The following is a 15,065-nucleotide window of genomic DNA, read 5'->3' on the forward strand; positions in this document are numbered from 1 at the left end:
TATATTCCATTAAGTAATTTATATTTTACAAAACCAATTAAGTTTTCATCTTATCCCGATTGGTGCGGGCTAATACACAGTGAGGATATCCCCTACTGCTCATAGTTTCACTTTATTATACACAAAAAGGGAGCCTCCCATAAGAAGGCCCTCTCCTATATTTATATTATAAGAATAAATGACATCCAAATAAGAATGCAAATAAGTATAGTAATGGATGTACTTCCATCCCTTTACCCTTCACAATTTTCAAGACTGGATATACTAAAAATCCAATTGCGATTCCATTTGCAATACTAGATGTTAACGGAATACCTATAAAAATTAAAAATGCTGGTAACGCATCTTCAAATTCATTCCAATTAATATCTCGAATGCTTTGTGCCATTAAACTACCTACTATAATTAATGAAGGAGCTGTAATAGCGGCTACACTTGATAAAGAAGCAATAACAGGACTAAAAAATGCCGTTATAATTGTTAGACCAACAACTACAATCCCTGTTAATCCAGTTTTACCACCTGCAGCAATACCTGCTGACGATTCAATCGTCGCTGCTGTTGGGCTTGTTCCAAAGATAGAACCTGTAGTCCCGCCAATTGCATCCGCAATAAACGCTTTACCAAAACGCTTCTCTGTATTGTCTGTAATTAAACCTGCTTGTTTAATTAAACCGAGTAATGCACCTGTTGTATCGAATAAAAGTACAAGTAAAAATGAAAATACAACGCCGTATAATCCGTATTCAATTACATCTGAAAAGGCATTGATTGGGTTTGAAACGATGATACCCTCTGGTAAATGAGGCATCGCCACAATTTTATCAGCAAACTTCAATTGCCCTGTAAAGAAGGCAATAATTCCTGTCACAATCATACTAATAAATAATGCACCGCTCACACGCAATGTCATTAATACCGCCGCTAATATTAAACCAATTAAAGTTAAAATAACAGCTGGAGAATGAAAATCACCAATCGTAACTAAATTAGACGGATGATCCACGATAATTCCAGAAAGGCGCAATCCAATAAAAGCAATAAATAGTCCAATTCCACCTGCAATTGCATGCTTTAAACTATCAGGAATTGCTAAAATTAACTTTTGCCTAAACGAAGTAAAAGATAATAAAAGAAAAATAATCCCCGTTACAAATACAGCTGAAAAGGCAACTACATATGTAATCCCTTCTGCCTTCTGTACAACAGAATAAGCAAAATATGCATTCATTCCCATAGCTGGAGCAATAACAATTGGGTAATTCGCGAAAATCGCCATACCTACTGTTCCAACAACGGTTGCAATAATTGTTGCTGTAAACGCTTGGTCAAATGGTACACCTGCATCAGATAATATTTTTGGATTGATGACAAGAATATACGCAAATGTAAAAAAAGTTGTGATGCCAGCTAAAAACTCTTGCTTCACAGAAGTGTTATATTTTTGTAATTGAAACATGCTTATGTACCCTTCCTACACCTGAATTATTATCACACATTCTTTTTCTTACTAGTATGCGAGAAAATATAATACTTAATCTTAACAATCAATAAAAAGAAGAGTCAATATATTCCCTAATAGTTCGAATTTTAAGTTTAAGTCTGACAAGTACAGATGTAGTACAGTTCATTATGATTATTTTTGTAGCATAACAGATAGAAATGTTTTATAATTTGAAATAGTTAAATATTTAGTAAACGCATTCAAATATCGTTCACTCTACAAGGGGGATTCTTCTTATGCAGCACACAAACAAATCTGGAACTTTAAATCGTGGTTTAAAAGAACGACATATTACTTTAATGTCACTGGGCTCAGCTATTGGCGTTGGGCTATTTTTAGGATCCGCTTCCGCCATTAAACTAGCAGGTCCTTCTATTTTGCTAGGCTATATGATTGCCGGTCTCGTTATTTTTTTCATTATGCGAGCGCTTGGGGAAATGGCAATTGAACAACCTGTTGCTGGTTCTTTTAGTAAATATGCATATGATTATATTGGACCACTCGCTGGTTATATTACTGGTTGGAATTACTGGTTCTTATGGGTTGTTACTTGTATGGCTGAAATTACAGCAGCTGGTATTTACATGCAGTACTGGTTCCCTGATATCCCGCGCTGGACTTGGGCATTACTTGCTCTATTATTAATGAGCGCTTTTAACTTCTTATCGGTAAAAGTATTTGGAGAACTTGAGTTTTGGTTTGCTCTCATTAAAATTGTCACAATTATCTGTATGATAGTAGTCGGAGCTGGTATTATTTTATTCGGATTCGGAAACGGTGGTATCGCTACTGGTATTTCAAATCTTTGGTCACATGGTGGCTGGTTCCCAAATGGATTTTCTGGGTTACTACTCTCCATGCAGATGGTACTATTCGCTTATTTAGGCGTTGAATTAATCGGCGTTACAGCTGGTGAGGCTCAAAATCCGAAGAAAACACTCGCAAAGGCAATTGATAACGTATTTTGGAGAATTCTACTCTTTTACGTTGGGGCATTATTCGTTATGATGGCAATTTATCCATGGAACGAACTTGGTGAGAAAGACAGTCCATTCGTATTAACATTCCAGCAAATTGGTATCGCAAAAGCAGCAGGTATTATTAACTTTGTCGTATTAACAGCAGCTCTTTCTTCTTGTAACGGTGGTTTATTTAGTACAGGCCGTATGCTATATACATTAGCTCAGCAGAAAAAAGCTCCTGAAAGATTTGGTCGTTTAAATAAAAATGGCATTCCAAGCCAAGGAATTGTAGCAACTGCTATCGTTTTACTAATTGGTGTTATATTAAACTATCTTGTACCTGCAAAGGTATTTACATGGCTTACTAGCATTTCAACTTTCGGTGCAATTTGGACTTGGGGCATTATATTAGTCGCTCAAATTAAATTCCGTAAAAGCTTGCCTACTCAAAATAAACAAAAGTTATCATATAAAATGCCTTTATACCCATTAAGCTCATATTTCTCACTTGCCTTCCTTGCACTAGTCTTATGTATAATGGCGTATTCAGAAGATACACGAATTGCATTGATTGTCGGCCCAATTTGGCTTATCGGCTTAGCAATCGTATATTACATGAAAGGGTTTCATAAGATTGATGAAACACCTAACTCAAAAATTAGTTAAGCAAAACATCCCTTCCTTATTACTTGGAAGGGATGTTTTTATATCTATATAAATATTTCTCAACAAAATTCACGGTATTTTTACAATTTTTTAATATTTTTTATGTTTTCCGTCTTTATTTTTACAGAAAAATAAATTACATTATTAAAGCACATATATTTATTATTAGGGGGATTCTTCTATGAAGAATAAAAAATGGATTACATTTTCTTTAGCAACAGCAATTACACTAAGTATAGGGACCTCGTTCATACCGTCTACTTATGCCGAAAGCTCTGTAGACCCAGCTCCTGAAATTGCTGCAAAAGTTGTAAATCAAAACAATGGGAAGAAAGTATTATTTGATAATACACACGGTCAAACTGCTGGGACAGCTGACTGGGTTATTGACGGCGGCTTTTCTGACTTCGGAAACGGCATTGCAAAAAACGGATATCACGTAAAGGAACTTCGTAAATCAACACCTATTACGTACGAAGATTTAAAAGATTACAATGTATTTATCGTCCCAGAAGCTAATATTCCTTACAAAAAATCTGAGCAGGACGCTATGTTACAATATGTAAAAAATGGTGGTAGTATCTTCTTTATTGCTGATCATTACAATGCAGATCGTAATAAAAATCGCTGGGACTCTTCTGAAGTATTTAATGGATATAGACGCGGTGCTTGGGATAATCCAGCAAAAGGAATGTCTAATGAAGAAGCAAATTCACAAGCTATGCAAGGAGTAGAAAGCTCTGATTGGCTCTCTGACAACTTCGGTATTCGCTTCCGCTACAATGCACTTGGTGATGTTTCAGCGAAAACAATTGTATCACCTGAACAATCTTTCGGAATTACAAAAGGTGTTTCGTCTGTAGCAATGCATGCTGGTTCTACTCTAGCAATTACAAACCCAAAACTAGCAAAAGGACTTGTTTACCTTCCAGAAAATCCATCAAAATGGAATAACGCTGTTGATAGTGGCGTTTATAATGGCGGTGGTATTGCAGAAGGCCCATATGCTGCAATTGCAAAAGTAGGACTTGGAAAAGCTGCCTTTATTGGTGACTCTTCTCCTGTTGAAGATGCTACGCCAAAGTACGTTCGTGAAGATTCTGGCCAAACAAAGAAAACTTACGATGGTTATAAAGAAGAAAACGATGCTATCTTATTAGAAAACATCGTAAATTGGTTATCGAATAAAGAGACATTTACAAGTTTAGATCAAGTAAATGGTTTACAACTTGATTCACCTACAGCTCTACAGACATTTGAACAGCCAAGCTTATCAACAGAACCACAACCTGAACCTTGGGGTGCACCAAATGCAGGTTATCAATGGTTTAATACAAATACTTTCAAACCAGGTTCATACGGTTATAATGGTGCGGTAACAACAAGCGACTACGTCGTTACACACCCTAGCATTCTACCAAACAATGAAATTTTCCAAATGAAGATTCAAGTAAACAACTTACTACCTAATACAACTTATAACAACTATTCTTTAGGTATCTTCACTACTGGAGGAACACAAGTGGCTAAAGTACAAAATGCAAACGGCACTTGGCCATCTACTTTTGGATATAGCAGTGCATTTTCTTTCACAACAAACAGCTTAGGCTCTGCTGAGAAAGTTGTAAATGTACAGATTGATTCAAATACAATTGGACAAGCAACGCTTCGTCTACGCCAAAATACAACAACGAAATATAATGAAACTGTAACAATTAATAAGAAATAATAAAAAAGGCAATCCATACATGGATTGCCTTCTTCTCACTTCTCTTCCTTCGAGAAAAACATTCTTGAAATAACGATACCTATACTACCGACGATTAGGAATAACACTGCCCTAATCATCATCGATACCTCTGGTAAGTCAAGTAAGAATAACTTCCCTACCGTTACGACTAAAACGACTAAACCAGCATATAATATTTCATTCATATTTCTATTTCTTCCAAACCAAACCGCAAATAATGCATATACCATCCATAATAACGATACTGATACACTAATTACGCTTCCATCTGTAGATAAAACTTCACCGATTCTCGTAATTGTAATAAATACAATTATCATAAACCAATAGAGCACTATAGAATACATATATTTGCCGAAGCTCGCTAATACTTCTTTCGCTTCTCTCATGCAATAATAGAACGTTCCTATTAAAATAAGATGAGCAACAAAGCCTGCCGAAATAAATTGATCAAACGGGCTAAAAATAGTCTGTATCATTCCAATTGCGTAAACCGTCGCACTAACATACAATTTTATCTGTTGTTTTACTTTAATAGAAGTGACCATGCCGAGGAAACCTTGTAATAATAGTACAATCGCTGCATTCACTAAACTATACTCATATAAAATTGCTAAACTAAATGCTCCCATTGCGAAACCAAATAAGAGATTTGTAAATGTAGAATGTCTATTTTTCCTATATTCAAATACGAACATAGCGGCATGCACGATTGCACTAATAATTAATCCCCATGTTGTAAAATCAGGTATTTTTGAAATAGCTAGTATAAAGAACACTGCATTTGCACTAAATATCGCCAAACGTGGTTCTAGTATAAAACTTCTCTCCGTAAACATATGCCAAAATAATAGTAAATGAATCAAACCATATACAATCGTTAACTGTATTTGCAAGTTCTCTACTAACATTGACATAACAGCAAAGAAAACGAAAAGGACAATGGCAGCAACAGCGTAAGAAATCATATATAAGTATTTATAACGATTTTTCAACGCATACCATAATAAACTAAGTGTCAATACTGTCTCATATCCAAAGAAAATATAAGGATTAGGAGTCGTACTATTTAACAAGAATGGTACGAAGAACGCTCCGACCGCTACGAAAATAGTGAGATATTCCGATTGATATCTTTTCGCTAAATAAATACCTAAAATAACCCATGCAATATTACAGAGAAACGCGACACTTGCCGGAATAAATCCATATAAATAATGTGCTGCAAACGTTGTTAGAACAATCCCGGTAATACTTCCTCCAGCTAATACTAACCCTAACGCCTGCCGCTCTCTTTTAATTTGAATATCTCCTATATAATACAATCCGATAGATAATACGATACCAAACACAATTCGTATCGCTGGTGTTAATAAGCCAGCATCTACCCCTGCTTTAAATAACCAGATCACTCCAAGCAACATAATACCGACAAATACACGCGGTAACCATGTTTGACAAAACTTAATAATATTAAATGGCTCTGGTTTAAAAGCAGATATATCTACTTGTTTTACCTGACGTTCTTGCAAAGGCTCTTTTATCTTAACTATTTCTTCTTTTGGCTTTTCCTCCATTACCGTTTCAATATATTCTTTCTTGTTCTTACTAACATGTTGCTGAGCGTTTTCTACTTCTATTTCCCTTTGCTTTACTTTTAATTCAGCAAGTGCTTCTTGAATTGTTTCAATTGCCGTTTCGAGTGCTTCTATTTTCTTATCCAAATCCTTCTTCATACGCTCCCCCTCATTCGTAACTCTCATTAAACCTATATATTACCAATTATCTTTATCATACTCTTAGTCTATTCATTTTCAATAGTATTTTTCCAAAAAAAGAAAGGCGTCTTCCCAAAATAGGAAAACACCTTTTTACTCATTTATTCTTATTTAGAACAATGCTAACGATGAAACCAAGACACATGCCTACAATAGCTGGAACAATCCACCCAACACCTTCTGTATAAAACGGAATGTATTTTAATGCTGACGTCCACTGATTCATCATTACATTTTTATTTAAAATATCAATTGCACTAAATATCGCTACAACCAAAACAGTTACTGCATATACGTATGCATACTTTCCAATATACTGATGGAATAACCCTAGAATAATAAGCGTTAACGCAATTGGATAAATAAATCCAAGAATTGGTACTGATACTTTTAAAATTTGCGTTAACCCTAAATTAGCTAAAATCATACTAACAACGCTTACTATAAATGCCCACAATTTATAAGATACTTTCGGAAATGCACTCGCAAAAAATTGACTACAAGACGTAACAAGTCCAATTGAAACACATAAACACGCGATAGTAAAAATAAGACCTAATAAAACGACTCCGCCCTGTCCAAATAATGTAATCATAACTTGTGCTAACACTTTCGCACCGTTATCAAATGTTCCTAATGAGCCACTAATTGCCCCCACATATCCAAGGATGACATAAATAATCGATAATAATAATCCTGCCCCAATGCCAGCAATACTCATATATTTCGCTAAACCTTTATCATCTTCAATACCCTTTGCACGTAATGCATTTGCAATAACAATTCCAAAGATTAAAGCAGCTAACGCATCCATTGTTAAATATCCATCTAAAAACCCTTGAAACATAGGAGCTTGTCCATAGTTCCCTATTGGTTCTTTCATATCTCCTACCGTTGTAAACATACTCTTTATAAAAATGAGTGCAATCATACATAATAATAACGGCGTCAAGACTTTTCCAAACAACCCCATTAATTTAGATGGGGATAAACTTAACCAGTAAACAATACTAAAGAAAATAACTGTGTAAAACAATAATAATCCGTTTCCTGCTTCAGGGAATAACTGACCTGGCCCCATTTCAAAAGCTAAACTTCCCGCACGTGGTATACCAAGCCCAGGTCCAATAAATACATACACGATACATGGAAAAATAATTGCAAATGAAGAATGAACCCTACCCGCTAACGTTTGAAAACTTCCTGCTTTTGCAATAGAGATAACACCTAATATAGGAAGACCTGTTGCTGATATAATAAACCCTACTAATGAAATCCAAACATGTTCTCCTGCTTCATATCCAAGGAAAGGTGGAAATATAAGATTCCCTGCTCCAAAGAACATAGAGAATAACATAAGGCTAATAAGTAAAATTTCTTTTTTCTCTAACAATTTCATTTCTTTCTCCTTCTTTAATTTCATCTTTTATGAAATCAATTTCACATATAAAAAGTACAATAACCCGCTTCCTTACAAAGAAAACATAGTCCATAGTCTATCACAAAAGAAACACCCATTCTATAGCTATTCCTCTTTTCCAATTTCTTCTGAAAAATCAACCTTTATTGACTTATAATAGTTAATAAGGTAAAATATTAAATGTACGAAATTATTAACTTTGTTTTTGTTTGTGTCAGGAGGAAAATAACATGGAATCAGCGATACAACTAGAAAGAGAACAACAAAGAAAAAAGAAACATCCTCCAGGTTTATACTTACTCTTCTTTACAGAAATGTGGGAAAGATTTAGTTACTATGGATTACGAGGATTATTAACATTATATTTAACGACAGCTTTAGTAAGCGGTGGTCTTGGGTTTAGTCCCGCATGGGCACTCTCTATTTACGGATTTTATACTGGAGCCTGTTATTTCACACCAATGATTGGTGGATACTTAACAGACCGTTTTCTAGGTAGACGAAAAGCAATCACAATTGGTGGTATAACAATGGCAATCGGTAACCTTACACTATTTGCCTTGCAAAACCAATTAGGCCTATACCTCGGATTAGCGCTTATTATTATAGGTAACGGATTCTTCAAACCGAACATCTCTACACTGGTTGGAGAATTATACGAAGAGAACGATCCAAAACGTGATAGTGCATTTACCATTTTCTATATGGGTATTAACGTCGGGTCATTTTTAGCTCCACTCGTTTGCGGATTTTTATCAGAAAATTTATTCAAAACAACAGTTGATGGCGTTGTACATTACGGATTCCGTTACGGTTTCTTAGCCGCTTCAATCGGAATGATCATTGGACAAATTTTATTTACAACACTATCAAATCGCTTCCTTGGTAATATCGGTAAAAAACCAACTCGCGATTTACAAACAGCTGCTGGACAACCATCAGTAGGAGATACACCGTTAACAAAAAAAGAAAAACAACGTACCGCAGTTATCGTCATTTTAACATGCTTCGTTGTCTTCTTCTGGGCTGGCTTTGAACAAGCTGGTAGCTCATTAACATTATATACAAACAAATTTGTAGACCGCTCTGTGTTCGGATGGGAAGTTCCAACATCTTGGTTCCAATCGGTCAATCCATTATTTATTATTTTACTTGCTCCAGTCATTTCTGCATTATGGGCAAAACTTGCAACTCGCAAGCAAGGTGATTTAAAAATCCCAACTAAAATGGGACTTGGTATGATCTTACTCGGTATCGGTTATATCATTCTCGTTATCGCTACATTAAAAACAGGTAGTGATGAACATAACATTACAGAAAAAGCAAACTTACTGTTTATCGTCTTTACGTATCTTTTCCATACGTTAGGTGAGCTATTCTTATCACCTGTCGGACTATCAATGGTTAGTGCGCTTGCTCCGGTAAAATTAGCATCTTTATTAATGGGTGTATGGCTAGCAAGTTCAGGTATCGCCAACATTTTAGGCGGACAACTCGCAAGCTTCACAACTTCACTTGGATACGCTGAAGTATTCACAGTTATTGGCGCTGTGGCAATTGTATTAGGCTGTGTTTTATTATTAATTTCTAAGAAATTAGTGAAATGGATGGATTAAAAAAGATGAGGAATTTCTCCTCATCTTTTTTATGCTGTTTTACCTTTTTCTATTGCTTGTTCGTACAGCTCTTTATGTTCTTTATATTCACTTGGTACGAAACTCTTATAGAAGAATGAGAACCAGCTGTCTCCTTTTTTATACCCTTCTTCTCGAATTTCCGCTGCTTTTTTATTCGATTTAAATCCTTCAGTAAACCACTTCTTTAACAATTCATTTCGTTCATACTTAGCAGGAACTTTTAAATCATAGTTTTCAAATGCATACTTATAGCCAGCCTTTTCTACTGCCTTTTTTGTAGACTTATAGCCTTTTTCATACGCTGTTTCATATGCCTTCACGTATACTTCTTTCTCTCTATTTTCAGGATTCTTTTCAGCTAGTTCTTTCCCTGTCTTTTCCCCTAATTCAGCTTGCTCTTTTTCAATTTTTTCTGTTCTTTCTTTATTCCCTACTTTGAACCCGTCTGCAAAGTTTACCTTAAACTCTGGAGCAACTTGACTATCGTCCATCGTCTCTTGTGCTAAACCTTGTTCTTTTCCTTTTCAAAATGCGTTTTCTTCTGCTCTTCTAAAGACCATGCGGCTGCATAAGTCGCTTTAAACGCTTGTTTATATGCATCAGATTTTCCAGCTACATGCACTTCTGCATCATTTTTTCCTGCTTTAAAATCAGTTTCTCCATTCTTTTGACCTTCAAGTTGACCTTTTTCCATATCAGCTTGGCGCTGCGCTTCCTCTTGCTTACGTGCCTCTTCAGCTTTTCTTTGTTCCTCGGCTACACGTTGTCTCTCTTCTTCAGCTTTACGCTGTGCTTCTGCAGCACGTTGTTTTTCAGCCTCAGTATTGCGCTGTGCTTCTGCTTGTCTCTCAGCTTCTACAGCACTATTATTATTCTGACTAGGAGCTGGGCTCGTTGCGCCACTACTAGAAGCTGGTTTATTGTGATAATGATATTCCCCGTACTGTAATCCCCACTTCTCACAATTTGTACGACACGTATGTCCGCCATTAGCATCTGTACGCCCTGGATGCGCATAAGCTGAAATTGGAGCTACCAATAACGCTATACTCGTTGTTAAAAGAAGTTTCTTCACCTGTTGTCTCACTCTTGTTCCTCCCAAAATATAGAATTCTAACTTTATTATACATAAATAGAAGAATACTTAAATACGAACCGAAATATTCTATTATTTCTCAACATTAGTAAAAAAGAAGGTGAACTCTTTAAAGAGTTCACCTTCTTTTTTACTTCTTCGCCTTCGTTCCTACTAAATCACCAGCAACAACATAACGCTTAGAATTATCCTTTACAGATACACATGTAATAAGCGTTATCTCATCTTTCCCATGATCCTCTACAACTTCCCACTTATCAGGAGTCACTTCAGATACACCAGTAACCGCATACTCATATTCATTTTCATTGTCATACAAATAAATTTTATCGCCTTTTTTCAAAGAAGCTATATCACTAAATAAAACACCTTTTTTAGACATATTATGTCCTGCTAATGCGTAATTTCCTTTTCCCATAACTTGATTCTCTTTTACTGTCGCTGCACCTGATAATAAGTTTTTTTCAGTAGAAGCTTTTAAAACAGGCAGTTCTACTGAAACACTTGGAATCGAAATACGACCAATTACTTGTTTCTTATCTAATGATGCATTCGCTACTTCCGCCAAGTCTGGTTGATTAATTTTGGAAGCATCTACAAATTCCGTCTCATGCTTTTCATAATCCATCTTTTGAACAGCCTGCACATTTTCAGTCTGTTTCTTTTCAGCCTGATATCCATCATAAAATGGCTTTCCAATTAACACGCCACCTACAACAAATAGCAGAATTGCTACTATACTATAAATTCTTTGCTTATTCATACACAGTTCCTTTCCCTTACAAAATCTTACTCTATATAAAATGATAAAATAATATCGTCATATGTACAAGTATTAGCTTAAAAAGAAACCTTCTTGCCGGTGCAAGAAGGTTTCTTTTTAAGCTAATTTATTTCTGTATAGTGATACGTGAAATACTGTCATTTGAATAAAGAAAATAGAAAATAGAATATATAATGGGTATCCAGGAAGATATTCATTAATAATAGGCGAAAAAGTTAAAAATCCAACTGCACAAGGTAACACAAACCATAACGATACAAATGTTGTTCGGCAAGCTTTATCCGTAATCGCTTTTTCACGTTCATCTTCTAGCGGAAATAATAATGGATACATCCAAAAAGATAAATTCTTATATTTTTTCTTTTGAATTCTATAAAAAATTGTAACTATAATTGCTCCAATAAATAATAAAATGAATGGTACTCCATTAAACCATACTTCAAATGGGAATTTCTCGTTTTTAATTATATGTGCTAACTCTGTAATAACACTATAAAATTCAACAAATGTCCAACATGCTAGTGCAGTATAGAGTACATTTATAATATAAGAAAAAACAATTCTATTCATCCTCTTCTCCCTCCTTATTTAAAACAAACACATCTTCCATCTTTAACTGGAACACATCACAAATCGTAAGTGCTAATAACAACGAAGGAACGTAATCCCCTTTTTCAATTGCTGCAATTGTTTGTCTCGTTACTCCAACCTTTTCTGCTAATACGCTTTGCGTAAAGTTAAAACGAGCTCTTAATTCTTTTACTCTGTTTAAAATGGTCAAATTTACCACCTCTCACCATTATTGTATGCTATTCTTAACAAAATGTAAACTCAACTTAACATTATTATTATAAAAAAATCCAACTCTACGTATTGTAAAGTTGGATTACTTGTTAGTTTAAAATTGTAACTTTAACTGTTCTTCTGCCCCAGCTACTTGATGAACCTTTATCTGGCATTAAAACATCAATTCTATGCCCTTTAATAGCCCCACCAGTATCGGCTGCAATTGCTACTCCATAACCTTCAACATTTACAGTCTTACCTAATGGAATAACATTTGGATCTACAGCAATTAATTTCATTCCTGGGTTTGCAGTTAGATTATAACCTTTACCACCTGGTCCCCATGCAGAAAATACTTGTTGACCTGGTGCATAACCATTTTCCCCTGGATCAGCTGTATAAGCTGTAGCTTCTACATAAATTTCTTTCCCACCAGCAGTTGGCTTAGAAGATGGTTCAGGTTGTGCAGGTTCTACCTTCGAATTATTATTAGCAACTGGTTCAGCTGGTTTACTAGCTTTTTCCTGCTTTTGCTTTTCAGCAATTTCTGCTTGTGCTTTCGCTAAAGCTTCTTGCTCTGCTTTTGCAGCTGCTTCTGCTTTTGCACGCTCTTCCGCTGCGATTCTTGCTGCTTCTTGCTCACGAGCAATCGTTTCTTGTACTGTCTTCATATTTGATTCAATTTTAGCTTTTTCTTCCGCTGCTAAATTAAGTTGACTTGCAACTTCATTATATTTAGCTTGAACTGTTTGTAAGTTATCTTGACGCTTTTTCAAGTTATCTTGCAGTTCAGCTTGCGCTTTTGCTAATTTTTGTTTGTCTACTACTAAAGATGCTTCTTTTTCGTCAATTGTTTTCTTATCTTCTTCAATTTGACGAAGATCTTGTTCTTGTAGACGTAAAATTTCTTTATCAGCTTCTAGAATAGTAGAAACTGCGTTCATACGTTGTAAGAAGTCTGCAAAGTTTTTTGATTCTACTACAACTTCTACTACTAAACTTGTATTTGAACTGTTTTGAACAGAAACCATACGTTTTCTCATAATATCTTTACGAGCAAGGACTTTATCCTCCAAAACGACAATTTCTTGCTTTTTTTGCTCAATCTGCTTATGTGTTTCATCGATTTTACGTTGAATAGCAGCTTGATCCTCTTTATTTTTTGCAATTGTATTATTTAAATTATGTAGTTCGTTTTCGATACCTTTAATTTCTTTACTAACAGCTTGCTTCTCTTGCTCTTTCTTTTGCATTTCTGCATCGTTTTGTTGCAATTGCTGTTGCATGTTGTTAAGTTTCTCGTCGTTTGACTCTGCTTTAACAGCGACTGTACTAGAAAGACCGATAATTCCTGCTAATACTAGACAGCTGATTCGCTTAAAATAGTTCATAATCCGACTCCCTTCTTATACAGTTATACATGATTTATTTTACAGTTTGTTTACAAAACGATTAAATACAGTTTATTTTTCGTGACGAAAAAAAGAGAATTATGAATAAAATGTAATAGATTCTTAAATATTTAACAATTCCTATATTTAAAAAATACAAAAGATGCTAAAATCCAAATATAGAGAAAATATAACTTTCGAAGGCGGTTGAAATAAATACATGTTTACTCAAAAAAAATCACTCCAACATACAATTGCTCAATTACAAGAGCGTATACAAGAATTAGAAGCAGAATTAAAACAAAAAGATATCGAAAAGCAGGAGACTATTTCTACTATCCACGATCGTGTACAAAGCGTTATCCAAGAGCATCAACTTGTAAATAACCAACATAATACACTTCAAAATTTAGTTCAACAATTAAGTTCATGTTTCGAAAATGTTTCAACACGTACAACACATTCCAATGAGTTAAATAATGAAATGTTACAAAAGGAACAAAGCTTAATTCAGTCTATTGCAGAAATTATTGACTGCTCTAATGAAGGAAAAGAATCCGTTCACCGCTTACTTATTGTAATTAATAAATTAGGTGAACAATCTCAACGCACGTCTAATAGTATGAATCATCTAAGCGAACGCTCAAAGGAAATCGAGCAAATTGTAGAAGTCATTCAAAACATTGCAGCACAAACAAATTTACTTGCATTAAATGCGAGTATTGAAGCCGCGCGTGCTGGAGAGCACGGTAAAGGATTCGCTGTCGTTGCCAATGAAGTAAGAAAACTAGCGGAAAGTACAGCAGAAAGTACAAAAAACATCGGCAACTTAACGAAAAAAATTCAAGAAGAAATTGAAAAAGCATATGATAACACAAAAGATAATTTACATTTAGTCGATGAAGGTGTAGAAATGAGCGCCGATACAAATGCTAGAATTGAAAATATTTTAGTTATGATTCAAACGTTACAAAATGGTGCTACAAATGTTATTAAGGCTATCGAAAACCAAAAGTCTTGTAATGATGACATATTACGAGAATTTGCTAACACACAACAAATGTTCCAAAAATTAAATACTACTATTATGAATCATATTCATGATGCTGAAAAAGTCGATGTTCAATTGTCTAAAAGTCTTCAAGGAACAGTGACTTCTTAATTAAAATTAAGAATCCCTTATACTGCTATAAGGGATTTTTATTTTATTTAGAATATTTATTTCTTTTCAATATTCATCCATATCTTTGTTATACTGGAAAAGTTGTTTCTTTCAACTAATAAACAAGGA

Annotated in this window: 10 protein-coding genes and 2 pseudogenes; 4 read left to right on the forward strand and 8 right to left on the reverse strand. The window is 34.8% G+C overall.

Annotated elements, in window-relative coordinates; translation table 11 throughout:
• Positions 1–166: 166 nt before the first annotated feature.
• On the reverse strand, positions 167–1,459 hold the full coding sequence (locus QCI79_RS09520) for an NCS2 family permease (RefSeq protein ID WP_000487191.1): 1,293 nt from the start codon (positions 1,457–1,459) through the stop codon (positions 167–169).
• Positions 1,460–1,740: 281 nt separating this feature from the next.
• Here QCI79_RS09520 and QCI79_RS09525 point away from each other — a divergent pair, with 281 nt between their 5' ends.
• On the forward strand, positions 1,741–3,132 hold the full coding sequence (locus tag QCI79_RS09525; protein WP_021727611.1) for an amino acid permease: 1,392 nt from the start codon (positions 1,741–1,743) through the stop codon (positions 3,130–3,132).
• A gap of 181 nt (positions 3,133–3,313) precedes the next feature.
• The gene (locus tag QCI79_RS09530; protein WP_000791508.1) at positions 3,314–4,861 is read left to right on the forward strand and encodes a DNA-binding protein; all 1,548 of its coding nucleotides are present in this window, start codon (positions 3,314–3,316) and stop codon (positions 4,859–4,861) included.
• A gap of 35 nt (positions 4,862–4,896) precedes the next feature.
• Here the strand turns inward: QCI79_RS09530 and QCI79_RS09535 are convergent, their stop codons facing one another.
• On the reverse strand, positions 4,897–6,618 hold the full coding sequence (locus tag QCI79_RS09535; RefSeq protein ID WP_000710928.1) for a DUF2339 domain-containing protein: 1,722 nt from the start codon (positions 6,616–6,618) through the stop codon (positions 4,897–4,899).
• A 139-nt stretch (positions 6,619–6,757) separates the two neighbouring features.
• On the reverse strand, positions 6,758–8,059 hold the full coding sequence (gene brnQ1 / locus QCI79_RS09540; RefSeq protein WP_000770492.1) for a branched-chain amino acid transport system II carrier protein BrnQ1: 1,302 nt from the start codon (positions 8,057–8,059) through the stop codon (positions 6,758–6,760).
• A 251-nt stretch (positions 8,060–8,310) separates the two neighbouring features.
• Here brnQ1 and QCI79_RS09545 point away from each other — a divergent pair, with 251 nt between their 5' ends.
• Positions 8,311–9,696 carry a peptide MFS transporter gene (locus QCI79_RS09545; RefSeq protein ID WP_000443143.1) on the forward strand — a complete coding sequence of 462 codons (1,386 nt, stop codon included), beginning with the start codon at positions 8,311–8,313 and terminating at the stop codon, positions 9,694–9,696.
• Positions 9,697–9,725: 29 nt separating this feature from the next.
• On the opposite strand, the pseudogene QCI79_RS09550 reads toward QCI79_RS09545, so the two are convergent.
• The 5 genes and pseudogenes from QCI79_RS09550 to QCI79_RS09570 form a co-directional block, all read right to left on the reverse strand.
• A pseudogene (locus QCI79_RS09550) lies at positions 9,726–10,804 on the reverse strand (YHYH domain-containing protein).
• Positions 10,805–10,943: 139 nt separating this feature from the next.
• Positions 10,944–11,576: a class A sortase gene (locus QCI79_RS09555; protein ID WP_001041724.1), complete on the reverse strand. Its 633-nt coding sequence runs from the start codon at positions 11,574–11,576 to the stop codon at positions 10,944–10,946.
• 117 nt (positions 11,577–11,693) lie between these two features.
• Positions 11,694–12,167 (reverse strand): DUF2178 domain-containing protein, encoded by a 474-nt coding sequence (locus QCI79_RS09560; RefSeq protein WP_001080044.1) that lies wholly within the window; start codon positions 12,165–12,167, stop codon positions 11,694–11,696.
• The gene (locus QCI79_RS09565) at positions 12,160–12,378 is read right to left on the reverse strand and encodes a helix-turn-helix transcriptional regulator (protein ID WP_000154019.1); all 219 of its coding nucleotides are present in this window, start codon (positions 12,376–12,378) and stop codon (positions 12,160–12,162) included. Before QCI79_RS09565 ends, QCI79_RS09560 begins: the two co-directional genes overlap by 8 nt.
• Before the next feature lie 112 nt (positions 12,379–12,490).
• The gene (locus tag QCI79_RS09570) at positions 12,491–13,774 is read right to left on the reverse strand and encodes a 3D domain-containing protein (RefSeq protein WP_001105788.1); all 1,284 of its coding nucleotides are present in this window, start codon (positions 13,772–13,774) and stop codon (positions 12,491–12,493) included.
• Positions 13,775–14,435: 661 nt separating this feature from the next.
• Here QCI79_RS09570 and QCI79_RS34980 point away from each other — a divergent pair.
• Positions 14,436–14,936: pseudogene (locus tag QCI79_RS34980) on the forward strand (methyl-accepting chemotaxis protein); the annotation flags it as partial.
• Positions 14,937–15,065: the final 129 nt, after the last annotated feature.

Origin of the sequence: Bacillus cereus group sp. MG1 (assembly GCF_040460035.1) — a bacterium.
Taxonomy (GTDB): domain Bacteria; phylum Bacillota; class Bacilli; order Bacillales; family Bacillaceae_G; genus Bacillus_A; species Bacillus_A cereus.